The sequence below is a fragment of the Neorhizobium sp. 2083 genome (assembly GCF_031455615.1).
In the GTDB taxonomy this organism is placed as follows: Bacteria; Pseudomonadota; Alphaproteobacteria; order Rhizobiales; family Rhizobiaceae; genus Neorhizobium.
On record NZ_JAVDTC010000001.1, the window covers coordinates 69,452 to 89,607 of the forward strand.

Here is a 20,156-nt window from a genome sequence, read left to right on the forward strand (position 1 = left end):
TCCTCCCGAGTGCAAGTTAGGCGGTGTTGGAGCAACTGCTTATTGAGATGCGGACGGTGCCGCGGGCTCCCTATGATCTCCCCCCTTGAGGGGGAGATGTCACCAAAGGTGACAGAGGGGGTAGCGACGGTGCGGCAGCGGAAGAATATGCCGAGAGGTTACCCCCTCTGTCCTGCCGGACATCTCTCCCTCAAGGGGGGAGATCGACTCGTGGCACCGTTCTCTTTTCACACCTTAGACTCGGCAATCACAGCCGCGTCACGAACACCGTCACGACCGGCTTCTTGCCCCAAGCCTCGTTGGCGGCGGAGCGGACGGCGCGGCGGACGGCTTCGCGGACCATATCGAGATCCTTGCGGCGGGCGCGCGGGATGCTTTCGACGGCACCGAGCACGGCGTCGTAGAGCGTGTCCTCCATGTCCTCGCCCTCGTCGTCGAATTCCGGCAGGCCGAAGGCGACAAGATCGGGATCGGTGACGAAGTCGTAGCGGCTGTCGAGCAGGACGTTGACGGAGACATGGCCGACGAAGGCAAGCTTGCGGCGGTCGCCGATGCCCATCTCCTCGAAATCGCCGATCAGCTTGCCGTCCTTGAAGATCCGGCCATGCGGCGCTTCGTCGATGACCTCGGCGGGACCGGGTGCGAGACGCAGGATATCGCCGTTACGCACCCGCGGAATGGTCTTGATGCCGGCGGCGGCGCCGAGTTCGGCCTGAGCGGTCAGGTGGGCCGCCTCGCCATGCACGGGAACCAGGATCTGCGGGCGGGTCCATTCGTACATCTGCACCAGCTCGCTGCGGCGCGGATGGCCGGAAACGTGCACCAGCGCGTCATTGTCGGTCACCACCTTGATGCCCTGCTCGATCAGGCCGTTCTTGATCTCGAGGATCGCCTTCTCGTTGCCGGGAATGGTGCGCGAGGAGAAGACGACCGTATCCCCCGAGGTCAGCGCCACGTGGCGCATCTCGTCCCGGGCGATCTTGGCAAGGGCGGCGCGGGGTTCGCCCTGGCTGCCGGTCAGGATCACCACGATCTTGTCGCGCGGGATATAACCGTATTCGTCCTCGGCGATGAAGGGCTTCAAACCTTCCATGATGCCGATATCGCGGGCGACGTTGACGACGCGCTTGAGCGAGGAACCGAGCAGCAGGACCTCGCGGCCGGCGGCGTCCGCGGCCTGGGCGATCGAGCGGATGCGGCCGACATTCGACGAGAAGGTGGTGATCGCCACCCTGCCCTCGGCGGCCTCGATGATCTTGCGCAGGCCTTCGGAGACTTCCTCCTCGGACGGCGAAACGCCCTCGCGCATGGAATTGGTCGAGTCGCACATCAGCGCCAGCACGCCCTCGTCGCCGAGCTTGCGGAAACGGGCTTCGTCGGTGAGCGGCCCGAGCGACGGCGCGTGATCGATCTTCCAGTCGCCGGTATGGACGACATTGCCGAGCGGAGTGCGGATGACCAGCGACATCGGCTCGGGGATCGAGTGGTTGACGCCGACGGCCTCGATCTCGAACGGGCCGACATTGATGCGGTCGCCCGCCTTGAAGATCGTCACCGGAATTTCGGCGCGCGAACCTTCATAGTCACGTTTGGCCTCCAGCATGCCGGCGGTGAACGGCGAGGCATAGACGGGCACGTTGAGGCCCGGCCAGAGGTCGTTCATGGCGCCGTAATGGTCCTCATGGGCGTGGGTGATGATCATCGCCTTGAGGTTGCTGCGCTGGCTGGCGAGGAAACGGATATCGGGCAGCACGAGATCGACGCCCGGCAGTTCCGGCCCCGGAAAGGTCACGCCGCAATCGACCATGATCCACTGGCGCTTCTCCGGCGTTCCATAGCCGTAGAGGGCGAGGTTCATGCCGATCTCGCCCACGCCGCCCAGCGGCAGAAACACCAGTTCTTCTTGCTTGGCCATTTTCTTTGTCTATTCCATTCCTTGAAAAAATACATCACCGGCGGCGATCGGCACAGCCAAGCCCAGGCCGGTGTCGAGCAGCAGAAATCCCTTGTCATCGATACCTGCGAATGTGCCGACAAGCGAGCGGTCCGGCAGGTTGACGGTGATTTTTTCGCCGATGCCGCAGGCGATCTCACGCCAGCGCCGGCTGATTTCAGGCGTGCCCCGACCCTCATTCCATGATTCCAGAACCACCGCCATCTCCCTGAAAAGATGCGCGAAAAGCTCGTCCGGAGAGATGTTGGCGCCGTGGTCGGCAAGCCGGGTCACCGCATAGGCTGCATTGTCGGGCATATGACGGATATTGATGCCGATGCCGATGACAAGAGCGCGCCGGCCGTCCGGCAGCCCCTCGCCCTCCAGCAGGATGCCGCAGGTCTTCTTGCGGCCGATCAATATGTCGTTCGGCCATTTCACATCGAGCGGCTCGCCGCCCGGCGGCAGGACGGACCTGATGGCAGCATGAACCGCGACAGCGACAGCGAGCGGCAAAGAGCCGATGCGCTCCGGCGGCGCGGGATCGATCAGCAGCAGGGAAGCGTAGAGATTTCCGGGTTCCGAGGTCCAGGCCCGGCCACGACGGCCACGGCCGGCAAGCTGACGTTTCGCAGTCAGCCATAACAAACCGGAATCGCCCGCGCGAGCGCGGGCGAGACATTCGCTGTTGGTGGATCCGACTTCGTCGAGCGCCTCGTGGCGAAACGCATCGAGCGAGAAGCGGCCCCTTTCCCCCGGCATCCTCAGAAGAAGGACTTCGCGGCGGCGCTCGCCGCCGTTCCGATCGGTCCGCCGATCAGCACATAGGCTACGACGAAGAGACCGGAAAGACCGAAGACGAGGCGCAGTTCGCCGGAGATGCGGGCAAACTCGCCCTTGGCTTCATCGAACCACATCAGCTTGACGATGCGCAGGTAATAGTAGGCACCGACGACCGAGGAGAGCACGCCGATGATCGCCAGCGCATAGAGCTTGGCTTCGATCGCAGCCACGAAGACGAAATACTTGGCGAAGAAGCCGGCGAGCGGCGGAATGCCGGCCATGGAGAACATCAGCGCGGTCAGGACCACCGCCATGAACGGCTTGGTCGAGGACAGGCCGGCGAGATCGTCGACATTCTCGACATTGCCGCCTTCCTTGCGGCGCATCGCCATGATGCAGGCAAAGGTGCCAAGGGTCATGACCATGTAGATGGTCATGTAGAGAACGACGCCGGAGACGCCTGTCTCGGAGCCGGCGGCAAGGCCGACCAGCGCGTAACCCATGTGGCCGATCGAGGAATAGGCCATCAGTCGCTTGATGTTGCGCTGGCCGATCGCGGCGAACGAACCGAGCAGCATCGAGGCGATCGCCACGAACACGATGATCTGGCGCCAGTCGGCGACGATCGGCAGGAAGGCGTCGGAAACGATGCGCACCAGGATCGCCATGGCGGCGACCTTCGGACCGGCCGCGAAGAAGGCGGTAACCGGGGTCGGGGCGCCTTCGTAAACGTCCGGCGTCCACATGTGGAACGGCACGGCGGAAATCTTGAAGCAGGCACCGGCGAGCACGAAGACCATGCCGAAGATCAGGCCCATGCCGCGGGTCTCGGAGGAGAGAACCTTGGCGATGCCTTCGAAGCCGGTATTGCCGGTGAAGCCATAGACCAGCGACATGCCGTAAAGCATCATGCCGGAGGAGAGCGCACCGAGTACGAAGTATTTCAGGCCGGCTTCGGTCGAACGCAGGCTGTCCCGATTGAAGGCGGCGATGACGTAGAGCGCCAGCGACATCAATTCGAGCGCCAGATAGAAGGCGATCAGGTCGTTGGCGGAGATCAGCAGCAGCATGCCGAGCGTCGAGAGCACCAGCAGGACCGGGAACTCGAAACGGTTCAGCTGATCCGACTTGGCGTGACCGACCGACATGACCATGGCGGTGATCGAGCCGATGAGCGCCAGCACCTTCATGAACCGGCCGAAGGCATCGAGCTTGAAGGCGCCGCCATAGGCCACGCCCTCGCCGGGCATGAAGATCAGCCAGAGACCGGCGACGGCCAGCAGCGCCACCGCAAGACCCGTCACCGTCGGCGCGGACTTGTCGCCGGAGAAGACGCCGATCATCAGAAGAGCGAGCGCGCCCACGGCCAGGATGATCTCCGGCATGGAGAGCTGCAGGCTTAGGGAGAGAATTTCAGCGGTCATGTCCAGTCGTGTCCCGTCTCAGTGCGCGTTCAGCGCAAGGGTTTTCGCTGCTGCCAGGGCTGCGGAATAATTGTTGACCACGAGGTCTACCGATGCTGCCGTCGCATCGAAGATCGGTGCCGGATAGAAGCCGTAGAAGATGGTGATCGCGATCAGCGGATAGAGGATCAGTTTCTCGCGGCCGGAAAGATCGAGCAGCGCCTTCAGGCTTTCCTTCTCGAGCGCCCCGAAAATCACCCGGCGGTAGAGCCAGAGTGCGTAGGAGGCCGAGAGGATGACGCCGGTCGCGGCGAAGAGCGCGACCCAGGTGTTGACGCGGAAGACGCCGATGATCGTCAGGAACTCGCCGATGAAACCCGACGTGCCCGGCAGGCCGACGTTTGCCATGGTGAAGATCATGAAGGCGACGGCATATTTCGGCATGTTGTTGACGAGGCCACCATAGGCCGCGATCTCGCGGGTATGGAGCCGGTCATAAACGACGCCGACGCAGAGGAAGAGCGCGCCGGAGACGATGCCGTGCGACAGCATCTGGAAGATCGCACCCTGCAGGCCCTGAACGTTGGCCGCAAAAATGCCCATGGTGACGTAACCCATATGGGCGACGGACGAATAGGCGATCAGCTTCTTGATGTCGTCCTGCATCATCGCCACCAGCGAGGTGTAGATGATGGCGATGACCGACAGCGAGAAGACCAGCGGCGCGAAATGTTCCGACGCGATCGGGAACATGGCGAGCGAGAAGCGGATCATCCCGTAACCGCCGAGTTTCAGCATGACGCCGGCCAGGATGACCGAGCCCGCGGTCGGGGCCTGGACGTGCGCGTCCGGAAGCCAGGTGTGGACCGGCCACATCGGCATCTTGACCGAGAAGGCGGCGAAGCAGGCGAGCCACAACCAGGTCTGCATGCCGGCCGGGAAGCCGTATTTCAGGAGTTCGGTAATGTCGGTCGTGCCGGCCTGCCAGTACATGGCCATGATGGCGAGCATCATCAGCACCGAACCGAGCAGCGTATAAAGGAAGAACTTGTAGGATGCGTAGACGCGGTCCTTGCCGCCCCACACGCCGATGATGACGAACATCGGGATGAGCGTCGCTTCGAAGAACACGTAGAAGAGCACGACGTCGAGCGAGACGAAGACGCCGGTCATCACCACTTCCAGAAGCAGGAAGGCGATCATGTACTCCTTCAGGCGCTTCTCGACCGAGGTCCAGCTGGCAAGCACGCAGAACGGCATCAGGAACGTCGTCAGGATGACGAACAGCATGGAAATGCCGTCGACACCGAGATGGTAGGAGATGCCCGTGCCGAGCCAGTTATGCTTTTCGACCATCTGGAAGCCGGCATTCGAATTGTCGAAGCCGATCCAGATGAACAGCGAAACGATGAAGGTGAAGACCGTCGTGAACAGCGAGACGTTGAGGATGTTGCGGCGCCCGTAGGGGCCGTCTTCCCGTGTCAGAAGCAGCAACAGCACGCCGACCAGCGGCAGGAAGGTGACCGTCGAGAGAATTGGCCAGTCGGTCATTAGATAGAGCTCCCGAGCATCATCCAGGTGACGAGGGCGGCGATACCGATCAGCATCGCGAACGCATAATGATAGAGGTAACCGGACTGCAGCTTGACTACCCGGTTGGTGACGTCGACCACGCGGGCGGCAACGCCGTTCGGGCCGTAGGTATCGATGACGCCGACGTCACCCTTCTTCCACAGGAACCGGCCGAGCGCCTTGGCGGAGCGGACGAAGAGGAAGTCGTAGAGTTCGTCGAAATACCACTTGTTGAGCAGGAACTCGTAGAGGACCTTCTGCGAAGCGGCCAGACGACGAGGTGTCGAGGGCGACTTGATGTAGAAGTACCAGGCCGTGACGAAACCGACCGCCATGGCGATGAACGGGCTCCAGGCAACCAGAACCGGCACGTGGTGGAACTCTTCGAGGATCTTGTTTTCCGGAAGCGTGAACAGCGCGCCCTTCCAGAACTCGGCATATTCGTGGCCGAAAAAATACCCCTCGAACAGCACGCCTGCGACAACCGCGCCGGCAGCGAGAATGTAGAGAGGCGCCAGCATGACCATCGGCGATTCATGCACATGGTGCATGACGTCGGCCGACGCGCGCGGCCTGCCGAAGAAGGTCAGGAAGGCAAGGCGCCAGGAATAGAAGCTGGTGAACAAAGCCGCGATGACCAGAAGCGTGAAGGCGAAGCCTGCCGCCGGCGAATGCGACGAGTAGGCGCTTTCGATGATCACGTCCTTGGAGAAGAAGCCCGCGAAACCGATCATCGTGCCGGGGATGCCGACGCCGGTCAGCGCCAGCGTGCCGATCGTCATCATCCAGAAGGTGACCGGGATGTGCTTCCGAAGGCCGCCCATGTAGCGCATGTCCTGCTCGCCATCGACCGCATGGATCACCGAGCCGGCGCCAAGGAACAGCAGAGCCTTGAAGAAGGCATGCGTGAAGAGGTGGAAGATCGCCGCGCCGTAAGCGCCGAGGCCGAGCGCCACGAACATGTAGCCGAGCTGCGAGCAGGTGGAATAGGCGATGACGCGCTTGATGTCGTTCTGGACGAGGCCGACGGTGGCCGCGAAGAAGGCGGTGATCGCGCCGATGATCGTCACGACCAGCAGTGCGTTGGGCGACAGTTCGAAGATCGGCGACATGCGGGCGACGAGGAAGACGCCGGCGGTGACCATGGTCGCGGCATGGATGAGCGCCGAAACCGGGGTCGGGCCTTCCATGGCGTCCGGCAGCCAGGTGTGCAGCAGGAACTGCGCCGACTTGCCCATCGCGCCCATGAACAGGAGCAGGCAGACGACGGTGACGGCATTCGCCTTGTCGAGCGACATGCCGAAGATGTTGACGACCGCCTGGGACGCTTCCGGCGAACCCGCGGCCGGCAGATAGGTGGCGGCGGCCGCAAAGATCGTCTCGAAGCTGATCGAGCCGAACAGCACGAACACGCCGGCAATGCCGAGCACGAAACCGAAGTCGCCGACGCGGTTGACGATGAAGGCCTTCATCGCGGCAGCCGATGCCGACGGCTTCTTGTACCAGAAGCCGATGAGCAGATAGGAGGCCAGACCGACGCCTTCCCAGCCGAAGAACATCTGGGCAAGGTTGTCCGAGGTGATCAGCATCAACATCGCGAAGGTGAAGAGCGACAGGTACGCGAAGAAGCGCGGCCGGTGCGGGTCGTGATGCATGTAGCCGATCGAATAGACATGCACGAGCGTCGAGACGGTGTTGACGACGACGAACATGACGGCCGTCAGCGTGTCGACGCGGAAGGCCCATTCGACGTCGATGCCGCCGGACTGGATCCAGCGCATAACCGGCACCTTGATCACCTCGCCGGCCTCGCCATGGGCGAGCGCGACGTTGAAGAAGACGATCCAGGAGAGCACGGCGGCGACGATCATCAGGCCGCTGGTGACGTATTCGGAGGCCTTTGCGCCGATCGAGCGGCCGAACAGGCCGGCGATCAGGAAGCCGATCAGGGGTAAGAAGACGATTGCCTTGTAGATCATGACCCGATCAGCCCTTCATCATATTGACGTCTTCGACGGCGATCGAACCGCGGTTGCGGTAGAAGACGACGAGAATTGCAAGACCGATGGCGGCTTCCGCTGCCGCGACGGTCAGAATGAACAACGCAAAGACCTGGCCGACGATGTCGTTCAGGAAGGAGGAGAAAGCCACCATGTTGAGGTTGACCGAGAGCAGGATGAGCTCCACCGACATCAGGATGATGATGACGTTCTTGCGGTTCAGGAAGATGCCGAAAACGCCGAGCGTGAAGAGAATGGCGCTGACCGTGAGATAATGGGAAAGACCGATTTCCATTTTTCTTTTTCCTTTTACCCGCTTCAGACGCCCTGGCCCGGCTTGACCTTGACCACTTCGACAGCGGTCGCGGGCGTACGGGCTACCTGCGCGGAAATATCCTGCCGCTTGATGTGGGTGCGGTGACGCAGCGTCAGCACGATCGCACCGATCATCGCCACCAGAAGCACGAGGCCGGCGATCTGGAAGAAGTAGACATAATTCGTATAGAGCACGTCGCCGAGGGCGGCCGTGTTGGTACGGCTCGCCGGGTTCGGGATCGGCATGGTCACCGCCTTGGCGGCTTCCGGCGTCAGCACGCTGCCGCCGATGACGACGACCAGTTCGGCTGCGACGATCAGGCCGACCAGCATGCCGATCGGTGCATATTGCAGCACGCCCGAACGCAGTTCCGCAAAGTCGATGTCGAGCATCATGACGACGAAGAGGAAGAGAACCGCGACGGCGCCGATATAGACGACCAGCAGGATCATCGCCAGGAACTCGGCGCCCGTCAGCAGGAAGAGGCCGGCTGCGTTGAAGAACACCAGAATGAGGAACAGCACAGAGTGCACCGGATTCTTGGCCGAGATGACCATGAATGCCGACGCCACCGCGATGAACGCGAAGAGATAGAAGAAGATTGCCTGCAGACCCATCGTGGTGCCTTTTCGTCCCTCAACCGGGATCGGGACAAATGCCCCTACCCGTCGAAACCCGGCCTTGTGATATGCGCCGGGCATTTCATCCAGATGTCACCGGCACACTGCCCGCTGAATGGCGGCGGCGCCGGACAAATCACCCCGCCTTAGCGGTAGGGCGAGTCGATTGCGATGTTGCGAGCGATTTCGCGCTCCCAGCGGTCACCGTTTTCCAGGAGACGCGCCTTGTCGAAATAGAGTTCTTCGCGCGTCTCGGTCGAGAATTCGAAATTCGGGCCCTCGACGATCGCATCCACGGGGCAGGCTTCCTGGCAGAAGCCGCAATAGATGCACTTCACCATGTCGATGTCGTAACGCACCGTGCGGCGGGTGCCGTCATTGCGACGCGGACCGGCCTCGATGGTGATCGCCTGGGCAGGACAGATCGCCTCGCACAGCTTGCAGGCGATGCAGCGCTCCTCGCCGTTCGGATAACGGCGCAGCGCATGCTCGCCGCGGAAACGCGGGGAAACCGGGCCCTTCTCGAACGGATAGTTGATCGTCGCCTTCTGCTTGAAGAAGTAGCGCATCGACAGGAAGAAAGCCCCGACGAACTCCTTCAGGAACAGCGAATTCACGGCCTGGCCGAGACTTGCCATGTTTATTCTCCAATGATGCCGGAAGCTTGGACGGAGATGTTCATGATCATGCCCATCCCATCAGCTTCAGCACGAAAGCGGTAATGACGACCATGGCGAGCGAGAGCGGCAGGAAGACCTTCCAGCCGAGGCGCATGAGCTGGTCGTAGCGGTAGCGCGGTACGAAGGCCTTCACCATGGCGAACATGAAGAAGACGAGCATCGACTTCAGCATGAACCAGACGATGCCCGGTACCCAGTTGAGGATCCAGATATCGACCGGCGGCAACCAGCCCCCGAGGAACAGGATGGTCGTCAGCGCGCACATCAGGCAGACTGCCGCGTATTCACCGAGCATGAACATCATGTACGGGGAAGAGCCGTACTCGACCATGAAGCCGGCGACCAGTTCCGATTCTGCTTCGGGAAGATCGAAGGGCGGACGGTTGGTTTCGGCGAGCGCCGAGATGAAGAACACCACGAACATCGGGAACAGAGCCAGCCAGTGCCAGTCGAGGAACGAGGCCGGCAGGCCCATCATCGTGCCGAGGCCGTCATGCTGGGCATTGACGATATCGGTCAGGTTCAGCGACCCGACGCAGAGGAGCACGGTGACGATGACGAAGCCGATCGAGACTTCGTAGGAAACCATCTGGGCCGCCGAGCGGAGCGCGCCGAGGAACGGATATTTCGAGTTCGAAGCCCAGCCACCCATGATGATGCCGTAGACTTCGAGTGAGGAGATGGCGAAAATATAGAGGATGCCGACATTGATATTGGCAATCACCCATCCGTCTGCGAGCGGCACCACGGCCCAGGTCGACAGGGCGAGAAGCACGGCAACCAGCGGTGCAAGCAGGAAGACCGCCTTGTTGGCGCCGGCCGGAATGATCGGCTCCTTGAAGACGAACTTCAGAAGGTCGGCGAAGGACTGGAACAGACCGAAGGGACCGACGACGTTCGGACCGCGGCGCAGCTGGACGGCTGCCCAGATCTTGCGGTCGGCGAGCAGGATATAGGCGATGAAGACGAGCAGGCACACCAGCAGCAGCAGAGACTGCGCGACCATGATGATGCCCGGCCAGACGTAGATGGAAAAGAACGAATCCATGTTCAAAATTACTCCGCCGCAGCCTGGAAATTGTTGCGGGCCAATGCCGAGCATTCAGCCATGACGGCCGAAGCGCGAGCGATCGGGTTCGTCAAATAGAAGTCTTTGATCGGCGACGCAAACCCGGACTTCGTCATCGCACCGGCTTTTTGCCCGAGTGCGGCAATTTCGTTCACGGAGCCGGCCGCGATCTCGTCGATGGCGGCGAAATGCGGGTAATCCGCATAAAGTTTCGCACGCAGGGCCTGCAGCGAATCGAAGGGCAGTTTCTTGCCGAGCACGTCGGACAGCGCGCGGATGATCGCCCAGTCCTCGCGGGCCTCGCCCGGCGCAAAGCCGGCGCGGTTGCCCATCTGGACGCGGCCTTCGGTATTGACCCAGGTGCCCGACTTTTCGGTATAGGCAGCGGCCGGCAGGATGACGTCGGCATTGTGCGCGCCGGCATCGCCATGGCTGCCGATATAGACGGTGAACTTGGCACCCTTCTTGGAGAAGTCGAGTTCGTCGGCGCCGAGCAGGAAGAGGACGTCCATGCCGGCAAGCTGGGCGTTCGCATCAGCGCCATTCGCGCCCGGCACGAAGCCGAGGTCGAGGCCGCCGACGCGGGCAGCCGCGGTGTGGAGGACGGCAAAGCCGTTCCACTCTTCGGTCAGCGCGCCGACCGAACCGGCCAGCTGGGCTGCGGCAGCAAGGATCGCCGCGCCGTCCGGCCGGGAGAGAGCCCCCTGCCCTACAATGATCATCGGGTTCTTGGCACCGCGCAGCTTGTCGGCAAATGCGTTGGCGCCCGATGCGAGCTCGGAGAGCGTGTCTGCGCCGGCACCGAGATAGTCGTAGACGTAGCGCAGCTCGCTGACTTCGCCGATCACGCCGATCGGGAAGTTGCCGCGGCGGAAGCGCTTGCGGATGCGGGCGTTGAGGACGGCAGCCTCGAGGCGCGGATTGGCGCCGATCAGAAGCAGGGCGCCGGCCTGTTCAATGCCCTCGATGGTCGGGTTGAAGAGGTAGCTTGCGCGGCCGAGTGACGGATCAAGCGCCGTCCCGTCCTGGCGACAGTCGAGGTTTTCCGATCCGAGCGAGCGGATCAGCTCCTTGAGCGCGTACATTTCCTCGACGGACGCCAGATCGCCGGCGATCGCGCCGATCTTGTCGGCCGACGTGCCGGAAACGGCAGCCTTGATGGCGCCGAAGGCTTCGCCCCAGGAGGCGGCCTGAAGACGACCGTTCTTTCGTACATAAGGCCGGTCGAGACGCTGGGTCTTCAATCCGTCCCAGATGAAGCGGGTCTTGTCGGAGATCCACTCCTCGTTCACCTCTTCGTTGACGCGCGGCATGATGCGCATCACTTCGCGGCCGCGGGTATCGACGCGGATCGCCGAGCCGACGGCGTCCATGACATCGATCGATTCGGTCTTGTTCAGTTCCCACGGACGGGCCGTGAAGGCGAAGGGGCGCGAGGTCAGCGCACCGACCGGGCAAAGGTCGATGACATTGCCCTGCAGTTCCGACGTCATCGCGTGTTCGAGATAGGTGGTGATCTCCGCGTCCTCGCCGCGGCCGATCAGGCCGAGCTCGGAAATGCCGCCGACTTCGGTGGTGAAGCGGACGCAGCGCGTGCAGTGGATGCAGCGGTTCATCACGGTCTTGACCAGCGGGCCGATATACTTGTCCTCGACGGCGCGCTTGTTTTCCGTATAGCGCGAACTGTCGATGCCGAAGGCCATCGCCTGGTCCTGCAGGTCGCATTCGCCACCCTGGTCGCAGATCGGGCAATCGAGCGGATGGTTGATCAGCAGGAATTCCATCACGCCTTCGCGGGCCTTCTTGACCATCGGCGTGTTGGTGAAGACTTCCGGAAGTTCGCCGTTCGGGCCGCCGCGGATGTCGCGCACGCCCATGGCGCAGGAGGCCGCCGGCTTCGGCGGGCCGCCCTTCACTTCGATCAGGCACATGCGGCAATTGCCGGCGACCGAAAGACGTTCGTGGAAACAAAAGCGCGGTACCTCGGCGCCGGCTTCCTCACACGCCTGCAGCAGCGTGAAATGATCCGGAACCTCGACCTCTTTGCCGTCAACCTTCAGCTTAACCATCGTCTCACTTACGTCCTTAGTTCCATCCTTTGGGTCTCCTGAGGGTCAGGCGACTCGGGGGACATATTCTTTTATTTCAACAGAGCTTTCGCCTGGCCGACCCAGTCGTCGCGGGCGATGCGTCCGTTGAGCCCCAATTCCGCGTCGAAGCGGGCAATATCGGCTTCGCTCCAGGCTGCGATCTGCGCGGGGCTCGTCACGCCCAGACCGTTCAGTACTTCCACCAGCTTCGGGCCGATGCCCGAAATCTGCTTCAGATCGCCGCCGCCGGAAGCCTTGGCCTTGCCGGTCTTCGCCCTGGGCGCCTTGGTCGCCTCGGCAACCGGCTTTGCCGGAGCCTTCGTAGCTGCGGCCTTCGCAACCTTTGCCTTGGCGACCGGCTTGGCAGCCGGTTCGGCCTTCGGCGCCGTCACGGCAGCCTTGGTCGCCGGTGCCGCCGCCTTGCGAGCCGACGTGGCAGGCTTTGCCTTCGGCTTTTCGGGGACCGGCACGGGCTTTGCGGCAGCTGCCGCAACGACCGGCGCCTGTGCTGGAGCCGGCGCATCGTTGGCCGCTGGCGCCTCGACGGGCGGCGTCTCGCCGGCAGCCTTCTGACGATTGCTTGCTTCCATCGCGCCATGCAGCGCGCCGAAGAAGGCGCCGGCCATCTGGCTGGCGATGCCGAAGCTGATCGCGGTCGCGGCAGCCATGTTCGCCATCAGCGGATTGAGCTTCATCGCCTCGGAAAAATCGGGCAGACGCGCGGGATCATGCGCCGAACGATCCGCCGCCTCCCCTTCATGCTCCTTGCCCGGTTTCGTCACGTGCTTACTCCGCAGCTTCCAGGACGGCGCCATGCGCCGTCGCGTTTCGGGTATACTGGTCGATACGTGCTTCGATCTCGGGACGGAAATGCCGGATCAGGCCCTGGACAGGCCAGGCCGCCGCATCGCCGAGCGCGCAGATGGTGTGACCTTCGATCTGCTTGGTCACCTGGAACAGCATGTCGATTTCGCGCTTCTGGGCATTGCCCTTGACCATGCGCTCCAGCACCCGCCACATCCAGCCCGTGCCTTCACGGCACGGCGTGCACTGGCCGCAGCTCTCGTGCTTGAAGAAGGCCGAGATGCGGGCGATCGCCTTGATGACGTCGGTAGACTTGTCCATGACGATGGCGCCGGCGGTGCCGAAGGACGAACCGACGGCGCGCAGGCCGTCGAAATCCATCTGGCAGTCCATGATGTCCTTGGCCGGCACGATCGGGCAGGACGCGCCGCCCGGAATGACCGCCAGCAGATTGTCCCAGCCGCCACGGATGCCGCCGGCATGCTTGTCGACCAGTTCGCGGAAGGTGATGCCCATCACTTCCTCGACGGTGCACGGCTTGTTGACGTGGCCGGAGAGCATGAACAGCTTGGTGCCGACATTGTTCGGGCGGCCCATGGACGAGAACCAGCCGGCGCCGCGGCGCAGGATGGTCGGGGCAACCGCGATCGATTCGACGTTGTTGACGGTGGTCGGGCAGCCGTAGAGGCCCATGTTCGCCGGGAACGGGGGTTTAAGGCGCGGCTGGCCCTTCTTGCCTTCGAGACTTTCGAGCAGCGCCGTCTCTTCGCCGCAGATATAGGCGCCGGCGCCGTGGTGAACGTAGATGTCGAAATCCCAGCCGAGCTTATTGTTGCCGCCCAGCAGGCCGAAATCATAACATTCGTCGATCGCCGCCTGCAGCGCTTCGCGCTCGCGCATGTATTCGCCGCGCACGTAGATATAGGCGGTGTGGGCGCCCATGGCGAAACCGGCGATCACGCAACCTTCGATCAGCGTATGCGGATCGTGGCGCATGATATCGCGGTCCTTGCAGGTGCCGGGCTCGGATTCGTCGGCATTGACCACGAGGTAATGCGGACGGCCATCCGATTCCTTCGGCATGAAGGACCACTTGAGACCGGTCGGGAAGCCTGCGCCGCCACGGCCGCGAAGGCCGGAGGCCTTCATCTCGTTGATGATCCAGTCCCGGCCTTTTTCGAGGATTTCCTTGGTGCCGTCCCAATGGCCGCGGCTCATCGCGCCCTTCAGGGACTTGTCCTTGAGGCCGTAGATATTGGTAAAGATGCGATCCTGATCTTTCAACATGATCTATTCCACAAGTCCGTAGCGGTTACGCCGGTTGTCAGTCGATATAATGCAGCCTTTTTGAAAGGCCGCACACACATTCTCTGGTCTCACGACTCACCCTCGGTCGTGGTCTTGCGCCGCGTGCGCTTCGGCTTCAGGTCACCGGAAACGGCGCCCTCTTCCGGGGGCGCGCCTTCCACGGCGCTGCCGGCCTTCGGAGCCGATTTGCTCTTGGCTGTCCCCGAGAGCGGCTGGGTTTCGGCGGCCTTGGCATTTTCGGCGGCCGCCGCCGGGGCGGTCGCGGGGGTCTTCAGCTTCGGATCCGTTTCCGGCGCCGTGTCCTTCGGGCGACCGGCGTCGGCCGGCGGAACGCTTGCCGCGGCAGCGGTCTCTTCGGCGCTCGGCTGCGGATCGAGATTGGTGCGGACCGGCTTGATCTCGTCGTTCAGCGTCTGCGGTCCGCCCTCGGGGGCCGAGAAGATACGGTCGATCTGCGGACCCGGCTTGATCTCGTCGCCCTTGCCGGCTTCGAAGGCGTCGATGATCTCTTCGAGGCGCTCGGGCGTCAGATCCTCATAGGCGTCCTTGAAGATGATAACCATCGGCGCGTTGACGCAGGCGCCCTGGCATTCGACCTCTTCCCACGAAAGCGTGCCCGCCGCATTGAGCGCGAAGGGATCGTGATGGATCTTGTGCTGACAGACCTTCATCAGGTCCTCGGCGCCGCGCAGCATGCAGGGGGTGGTGCCGCAGACCTGGATATGGGCGCGGGTACCGACCGGCTTCAGCTGGAACTGCGTGTAAAAGGTCGCCACTTCGAGGACGCGGATATAGGGCATGTCGAGCTTGTTCGCGACGAACTCGATCGCCGCGCGGGTCACCCAGCCGTCCTGTTCCTGCGCACGCATCAGAAGCGGGATGACAGCCGATTGCTGCCGGCCCGCCGGATATTTCCTGATCGTTGCCTCGGCCCAGACGGCGTTTTCGTCATTGAAGGCGAATATTGCCGGCTGCACCTGGTCTTCGGCTAATCGACGAACGGACATTCTTTTCCACGCCTTATCAGTTTATGGATCCACACCGCGATTTCGTGAGCGACACGAATTCGCAGGCATAGGCAGACTTGTCTTTCTGCATGAACACTATGAACTTTGTTCCGTTGGGAACGGAGGTTTTGATCTCATATCCCTCGGACAGGAGATCGCGCATCGACCTGGATCCGCCGCCTTGCGTCGAAATCGCGCCGTCCGTCTGCGCCTGCTGCGCGAACGCAGCCGGAGCAGCAGCCAGAAGGCCAGCGAAAACGACAGAGCGGAGCATCAGCGGTCCACCTCGCCAAAGACAATGTCGAGCGAGCCAAGCACAGCCGAAACGTCGGCCAGCTGGTGTCCCCGACAGATGAAATCCATGGCCTGGAGATGGGCATAACCCGGAGCCCGGATTTTGCAGCGATAGGGCTTGTTGGTGCCATCGGCGACGAGGAAGACGCCGAATTCGCCCTTGGGCGCCTCGACGGCGGCATAAACCTCGCCCGCCGGCACGTGATAGCCCTCGGTATAGAGCTTGAAGTGGTGGATCAGGGCTTCCATCGACCGCTTCATTTCGCCGCGCTTCGGCGGCACGACCTTGCCGTCCGTGGACGAGAAGGGGCCGGTCTTTGCATCGCCGAGCAGGCGGTTGACGCACTGCTTCATGATCTTGCAGGATTCCCGCATCTCGATCATGCGGATCAGGTAACGGTCGTAACAATCGCCGTTCTTGCCGATCGGAATGTCGAAGTCGAGTTCGGAATAGCACTCGTAGGGCTGCGAGCGGCGCAGGTCCCAGGCAGCGCCCGAACCGCGCACCATGACGCCCGAGAAACCCCAGGCCCAGGCGTCCTCGAGCTTGACGACGCCGATATCGACGTTGCGCTGCTTGAAGATGCGGTTGCCGGTCAAGAGGTCGTCGATATCGTCGAGCTTTGCCGGGAATTCGTCGCACCACTTGCCGATATCCTCGACCAGTTCCACCGGCAGATCCTGATGGACCCCACCCGGGCGGAAATAGGCGGCATGCATGCGCGAGCCGGAGGCCCGCTCGTAGAACACCATCAGCTTTTCGCGCTCTTCGAAACCCCAGAGCGGCGGCGTCAGCGCGCCGACGTCCATCGCCTGCGTCGTGACGTTCAGAAGATGCGACAGGATGCGGCCGATTTCCGAATAGAGCACGCGGATCAGCTGGCCGCGGATCGGGATCTGGATGTCCAGAAGCTTTTCCACCGCAAGCGCGAACGCATGCTCCTGGTTCATCGGGGCGACGTAGTCGAGGCGGTCAAAATAGGGAACGGCCTGCAGATAGGTCTTGGCCTCGATCAGCTTCTCGGTGCCGCGGTGAAGCAGACCGATATGCGGATCGACGCGCTCCACGATTTCGCCATCAAGCTCCAGCACAAGACGCAGAACGCCGTGCGCCGCCGGATGCTGCGGTCCGAAATTGATATTGAAATTGCGGACGTTATGTTCGGTCATTCTGCTTACTCCATGCCGGGCGGACAGGTCGCACCGGGCGGGAAAGAAGTGCGGACGGACGGCGCGGCTGCGCCGATCCTTAAGCTTTCGCCTTTTCATCTCCGGGCAGGACGTAATCTGTCCCTTCCCACGGAGAGAGGAAATCGAAACTGCGGAATTCCTGGCGCAGTTCGACGGGTTCGTAGACGACGCGCTTGGCGCTGTCATCGTAACGGACCTCGACGAAGCCGGTGGTCGGGAAATCCTTGCGCAGCGGGTGGCCTTCGAAACCATAGTCCGTCAGGATGCGGCGCAAATCCGGATGGCCGGTAAACAGGATGCCGTACATGTCCCAGGCTTCGCGCTCGAACCAGTCGGCGCCCGGATAGACGGAGCAGGCCGACGGAACCGGCTCGTCTTCGGCCGTTGCGACCTTGACGCGGATGCGCTGGTTCTGGCGGGGAGACAGAAGGTGGTAGACGACGTCGAAACGCTTCTCGCGGGCCGGATAGTCGACGCCGCAGATATCGATGAAGCTGATGAACCCGCACTGCACATCGTCGCGCAGGAAGGTGAGCAGCGGCAGCACGGTTTCCGCCGTCGCCGTCAGCGTCAATTCGCCATAGGCGACCTGCGCATCCGCCACCAGCGACGGGCGCGCCTCGCGGATGTAGGTCGAAAGCTCGTTAAGGGCTTCACTCATGATCTTGTCCTATTACCCTTGGCCTTTGGCCCTCAGCGCTCGATCGTGCCGGTCCGCCGGATCTTCTTCTGCAGCAGAAGCACGCCGTAAAGCAGCGCCTCCGCCGTGGGGGGACAGCCCGGAACATAGATATCGATCGGCACGACGCGGTCACAGCCGCGCACGACCGAATAGGAATAGTGGTAATAACCGCCGCCGTTGGCGCAGGAGCCCATGGAGATGACGTAACGCGGCTCCGGCATCTGGTCATAGACCTTGCGAAGCGCCGGCGCCATCTTGTTCGTCAGCGTGCCGGCAACGATCATCACATCCGACTGGCGCGGGCTAGCGCGCGGCGCAAAACCGAAACGCTCGACGTCGTAGCGCGGCATCGAAAGCTGCATCATCTCGACCGCGCAGCAGGCAAGGCCGAAGGTCATCCACATCAGCGAGCCCGTGCGGGCCCAGGTGATCAGCTCGTCGGTGGAGGTGACGAGAAAACCCTTGTCGGCGAGCTCGTTGTTGATCTCGCCGAAGAACGCGTCGTCGCTGCCGACCGGCTTGCCGGTATTCGGATCGATAATGCCCTTGGCCTGCGGCGCGACGAGGGTGCTGCCGTTGTCGACTACTCCCATTCGAGCGCTCCTTTCTTCCATTCATAGATGAAGCCGATCGTCAGAACGGCCAAAAACACCATCATCGACCAGAAGCCGAACCAGCCCACCGCACCGAAGGACACGGCCCAGGGAAAGAGGAAGGCCACTTCGAGGTCGAAGATGATGAAGAGGATCGAGACCAGATAGAATCGAATGTCGAACTTCATTCGGGCGTCGTCGAAGGCGTTGAAGCCGCATTCGTAGGCCGACAGCTTTTCCGAATCGGGCGCCTTGTAGGCGACGGCGAAGGGCGCAACCAGAAGCGCGATGCCGATCACCAGGGAAATGCCGATGAAAATCGCGATCGGGATGTAGGAAGTGAGGAGTTCACTCATGGTATTCGATCCCAGCTTGCCTGAAGCGTCGGGAGACGACGCCTGAATATCAATGCACAGGCAAAGCGAACGTGCATTGCAACAAGCCGTGGTTAGCGCAGGCGAAGCCCCGGCGCAAGCTTTTTGAATGTCGCATCCTGTGCCAAAATGGAGCAATTCAAACGATTACCAGTGGCTGTATCATAGCGACAACCATGGACCGGGACCATGGGGGACCGGTGACGGCCGGATCGCTTCGTGAAGTCCGCTTTTCCAGGTGGTGAATGGCGCGAGTGACGGGGCTCGAACCCGCGACCTCCGGCGTGACAGGCCGGCACTCTAACCGACTGAGCTACACCCGCGCATAATGCCGCTTGGCGGCGACCACCTTCCGCACCCGAGGGCGCAACCGGCGGAGAGTTCGAGGAGGAGAATGGCGCGAGTGACGGGGCTCGAACCCGCGACCTCCGGCGTGACAGGCCGGCACTCTAACCGACTGAGCTACACCCGCGCATTTCTCTCGAGGCCGAAACCCCGGGGCCGTGCGACCTCGATCGCTCGGTTGAGCGGCTAACTAAGAGGTTCGAGTTCGGGTGTCAAGCGCGTTTCAAGACAAAAGGATGACGCTCCGTCGCTTTGCACGCCCCTGCCCCATGCGCGAGCCTCTCCAGCCGAGGCTTCCCCAAAAATTTCAAAAAAACATCATGAAAGCTCTTGCGGTTTTTCCGCGATCCGCATAGATCACGGCCACCGACGCGGCAGGCCTTGTTGCCTGGCGACCGCGAGCGGGCGATTAGCTCAGTTGGTAGAGCGCCTCGTTTACACCGAGGATGTCGGGAGTTCGAGTCTCTCATCGCCCACCATTCCCAAATCTCCTCCCCGCTCGATTTTCGTTTCCCTGCCAAATCGCAGCACAACGCGCTTCGGTTTCGGCCGTACATGCGCGATCTCGCGCGATTCTCCTGGTCATCGCGGGGACGAACATCTGCCGGGAGCGCGAGGGTTCGCTCCGTTCCGGCCGCCTGATGACGTCGGATCCGTGAGGCATATCAGGCGTTTCGTCGCCAGTGCTGCCGCGCGGCACCGATCATTCGTCGAATCTTTTCCGCCATTTCGTCCCCGCTCCTCAACCTGTTCCTAAAATCGGGTTCTGAAACGCCCGCCTGCGGATAATCGCCTGGCGGCTCGGAGCCGAGGAGACAGGAATGGGAAAACAGAACCTCAGACGCGGAATCAGAGCGCCCGGCGCCGGACGGGCTCGAATCGGCAAAGACCGGACTGTCGGCATTCGCCGCGGGAGGGTGTGATGCTGGATCTCGGACTTTCCCTGACGGGCCCGGGCGCTTTTCCCATCGGCGGCGGTGAGCCGCCCGAAGAGGACGGGCTCATCCTCATGGATGCCGAAGGCAATGCGCTTGCGGACGCGCAAAACAATCAGCTCACGATCAGTCAACCCGCCGGCCTGGAGGACTAAAC

General features: G+C 62.3%; 19 protein-coding genes and 3 tRNA genes. 2 read left to right on the forward strand and 20 right to left on the reverse strand.

Annotated features, from left to right (window positions below):
* Positions 1–247 precede the first annotated feature (247 nt).
* The 20 genes from J2X76_RS00365 to J2X76_RS00460 all read right to left on the reverse strand — a co-directional run bounded on the left by J2X76_RS00365 (position 248) and on the right by J2X76_RS00460 (position 19,191).
* The gene (locus J2X76_RS00365) at positions 248–1,915 is read right to left on the reverse strand and encodes a ribonuclease J (RefSeq protein WP_113131573.1); all 1,668 of its coding nucleotides are present in this window, start codon (positions 1,913–1,915) and stop codon (positions 248–250) included.
* A gap of 9 nt (positions 1,916–1,924) precedes the next feature.
* The gene (locus tag J2X76_RS00370) at positions 1,925–2,695 is read right to left on the reverse strand and encodes a biotin--[acetyl-CoA-carboxylase] ligase (protein WP_405029958.1); all 771 of its coding nucleotides are present in this window, start codon (positions 2,693–2,695) and stop codon (positions 1,925–1,927) included.
* A gap of 2 nt (positions 2,696–2,697) precedes the next feature.
* Complete coding sequence (gene nuoN, locus J2X76_RS00375) at positions 2,698–4,140, reverse strand: NADH-quinone oxidoreductase subunit NuoN (RefSeq protein WP_113131575.1); 1,443 nt, start codon at positions 4,138–4,140, stop codon at positions 2,698–2,700.
* An 18-nt stretch (positions 4,141–4,158) separates the two neighbouring features.
* Positions 4,159–5,670 carry an NADH-quinone oxidoreductase subunit M gene (locus tag J2X76_RS00380; RefSeq protein ID WP_113131576.1) on the reverse strand — a complete coding sequence of 504 codons (1,512 nt, stop codon included), beginning with the start codon at positions 5,668–5,670 and terminating at the stop codon, positions 4,159–4,161.
* Complete coding sequence (gene nuoL, locus J2X76_RS00385; protein ID WP_113131577.1) at positions 5,670–7,670, reverse strand: NADH-quinone oxidoreductase subunit L; 2,001 nt, start codon at positions 7,668–7,670, stop codon at positions 5,670–5,672. The genes J2X76_RS00380 and nuoL overlap by 1 nt, the downstream gene beginning before the upstream one ends.
* A gap of 7 nt (positions 7,671–7,677) precedes the next feature.
* Positions 7,678–7,986: an NADH-quinone oxidoreductase subunit NuoK gene (gene nuoK, locus J2X76_RS00390; protein WP_007772674.1), complete on the reverse strand. Its 309-nt coding sequence runs from the start codon at positions 7,984–7,986 to the stop codon at positions 7,678–7,680.
* 23 nt (positions 7,987–8,009) lie between these two features.
* Complete coding sequence (locus J2X76_RS00395) at positions 8,010–8,624, reverse strand: NADH-quinone oxidoreductase subunit J (RefSeq protein WP_113131578.1); 615 nt, start codon at positions 8,622–8,624, stop codon at positions 8,010–8,012.
* 149 nt (positions 8,625–8,773) lie between these two features.
* Complete coding sequence (nuoI, locus tag J2X76_RS00400) at positions 8,774–9,265, reverse strand: NADH-quinone oxidoreductase subunit NuoI (protein WP_113131579.1); 492 nt, start codon at positions 9,263–9,265, stop codon at positions 8,774–8,776.
* A 46-nt stretch (positions 9,266–9,311) separates the two neighbouring features.
* Positions 9,312–10,355, reverse strand: coding sequence for an NADH-quinone oxidoreductase subunit NuoH (nuoH, locus tag J2X76_RS00405; protein ID WP_113131597.1), 1,044 nt, complete (start codon positions 10,353–10,355; stop codon positions 9,312–9,314).
* Between the two features lie 8 nt (positions 10,356–10,363).
* On the reverse strand, positions 10,364–12,445 hold the full coding sequence (gene nuoG / locus J2X76_RS00410; protein ID WP_310211886.1) for an NADH-quinone oxidoreductase subunit NuoG: 2,082 nt from the start codon (positions 12,443–12,445) through the stop codon (positions 10,364–10,366).
* 71 nt (positions 12,446–12,516) lie between these two features.
* Positions 12,517–13,248: a hypothetical protein gene (locus J2X76_RS00415; protein ID WP_162736376.1), complete on the reverse strand. Its 732-nt coding sequence runs from the start codon at positions 13,246–13,248 to the stop codon at positions 12,517–12,519.
* A gap of 4 nt (positions 13,249–13,252) precedes the next feature.
* A complete protein-coding gene (gene nuoF, locus J2X76_RS00420; RefSeq protein WP_113131581.1) occupies positions 13,253–14,557 on the reverse strand; it encodes an NADH-quinone oxidoreductase subunit NuoF in 1,305 nt (434 codons plus the stop codon).
* A gap of 89 nt (positions 14,558–14,646) precedes the next feature.
* Entirely contained in the window at positions 14,647–15,585 is a 939-nt protein-coding gene (nuoE, locus tag J2X76_RS00425) for an NADH-quinone oxidoreductase subunit NuoE (protein ID WP_310211891.1), read from the reverse strand.
* 16 nt (positions 15,586–15,601) lie between these two features.
* Entirely contained in the window at positions 15,602–15,862 is a 261-nt protein-coding gene (locus tag J2X76_RS00430) for a hypothetical protein (RefSeq protein WP_405029993.1), read from the reverse strand.
* Complete coding sequence (locus tag J2X76_RS00435; RefSeq protein WP_113131583.1) at positions 15,859–17,049, reverse strand: NADH-quinone oxidoreductase subunit D; 1,191 nt, start codon at positions 17,047–17,049, stop codon at positions 15,859–15,861. The genes J2X76_RS00430 and J2X76_RS00435 overlap by 4 nt, the downstream gene beginning before the upstream one ends.
* A gap of 79 nt (positions 17,050–17,128) precedes the next feature.
* Complete coding sequence (locus J2X76_RS00440) at positions 17,129–17,731, reverse strand: NADH-quinone oxidoreductase subunit C (protein WP_113285861.1); 603 nt, start codon at positions 17,729–17,731, stop codon at positions 17,129–17,131.
* Between the two features lie 32 nt (positions 17,732–17,763).
* Positions 17,764–18,345 carry an NADH-quinone oxidoreductase subunit B family protein gene (locus J2X76_RS00445; protein ID WP_113131585.1) on the reverse strand — a complete coding sequence of 194 codons (582 nt, stop codon included), beginning with the start codon at positions 18,343–18,345 and terminating at the stop codon, positions 17,764–17,766.
* Complete coding sequence (locus J2X76_RS00450) at positions 18,336–18,701, reverse strand: NADH-quinone oxidoreductase subunit A (protein ID WP_007754643.1); 366 nt, start codon at positions 18,699–18,701, stop codon at positions 18,336–18,338. Before J2X76_RS00450 ends, J2X76_RS00445 begins: the two co-directional genes overlap by 10 nt.
* 264 nt (positions 18,702–18,965) lie before the next feature.
* Positions 18,966–19,042: transfer RNA gene (locus J2X76_RS00455), tRNA-Asp, on the reverse strand.
* Positions 19,043–19,114: 72 nt separating this feature from the next.
* Positions 19,115–19,191: transfer RNA gene (locus tag J2X76_RS00460), tRNA-Asp, on the reverse strand.
* A gap of 276 nt (positions 19,192–19,467) precedes the next feature.
* On the opposite strand from J2X76_RS00460, the gene J2X76_RS00465 reads away from it, so the two are divergent.
* Positions 19,468–19,543 (forward strand) — tRNA-Val (locus J2X76_RS00465).
* 443 nt (positions 19,544–19,986) lie between these two features.
* Complete coding sequence (locus tag J2X76_RS00470) at positions 19,987–20,154, forward strand: hypothetical protein (protein ID WP_162732393.1); 168 nt, start codon at positions 19,987–19,989, stop codon at positions 20,152–20,154.
* The last annotated feature ends 2 nt before the right edge of the window (positions 20,155–20,156 follow it).